The organism is Bacillus sp. AF62 (genome assembly GCF_050312695.1).
Taxonomy (GTDB): domain Bacteria; phylum Bacillota; class Bacilli; order Bacillales; family Bacillaceae_G; genus Bacillus_A; species Bacillus_A cereus.
Genome location: NZ_JBNPJZ010000210.1, coordinates 1 through 871, shown reverse-complemented (window position 1 = coordinate 871; position 871 = coordinate 1). Strand labels below are relative to the sequence as shown.

Here is an 871-nt window from a genome sequence, read left to right as displayed (position 1 = left end):
CTGCTGATGGAGATAACTCCTATCCTGTTGTGATATGTGAACTAAAGAAAGAAAAGTGTATACTACTTCATGTGAAAAATATGTAAACAATAGTATGGAACAAGATTATCGATTTATCAAAAAACGAATTCAGAATATGCTTGAATTGAAAACAATGCTGACAACTACAACAATGATTGCTGGAATAGAAGCATTGCATATGCCACAAAAAGACAAACTCTCCAAGGACAGAGGTCTCTCCAAAAGCAAATATATCTTATTCATGACCCTTGGTTTGATAGCATACAGTTCAATTCCACTAGGAATCTTTTTCTTTTTTTCATATCCCACTGTTTTTGTACCAGAACCCTTTTTTACACATATACATATTGTAGTAATGTACAACTAGTTTTTTAAAAGGAGCGAATGCCAAATGGCACTTCAATTAATGAAATTAGCACTACGAGTTACACCTGATGTAACTGTAGAACCAGTTTCTACAAAATATTTTTATGTTGCCCCTACTGATATTGATGTAGCAGCATCACCTTTCGCAATTGATGCTGGCGCATTTTTTAATGAAAGTGGAAATGCAGTTACTCTATTAGACATACCTGCAAATAGTTATGTAAATCTATATATCAATGGTGTTCTACAAATGAATGGTATGTTTAGCTATTTAGCTGGAGCTGCTGGTACTGGAAATGTTACGATTAATCTTCAACCAAGTGACACACCTATTTTAGCTGGTACGCCTATTATCGTAGAAGTTGTAACAACAAACAGTTCTAGCGCACCAACTCCTGTTGAATCTTAAGTATAAAAAAGATTGAAGAAATTAATTTCTTCAATCTTTTTTATTTTATCTTTATTCATATATTTAATCTTACTT

1 protein-coding gene and 1 pseudogene are annotated in these 871 nt (G+C 32.8%); both read left to right on the top strand.

What is annotated here, in order from left to right:
• A pseudogene (locus tag ACQRBL_RS32325) lies at positions 1 to 267 on the top strand (DDE-type integrase/transposase/recombinase); the annotation flags it as partial.
• Positions 268 to 412: 145 nt separating this feature from the next.
• Entirely contained in the window at positions 413 to 796 is a 384-nt protein-coding gene (locus tag ACQRBL_RS32320) for a DUF4183 domain-containing protein (RefSeq protein ID WP_197265983.1), read from the top strand.
• The last annotated feature ends 75 nt before the right edge of the window (positions 797 to 871 follow it).

Excerpts from the sequence above, each read along its gene's own strand:
- ACQRBL_RS32320 (WP_197265983.1), top strand. The coding sequence starts at position 413 with ATGGCACTTCAATTAATGAAATTAGCACTACGAGTTACACCTGATGTA.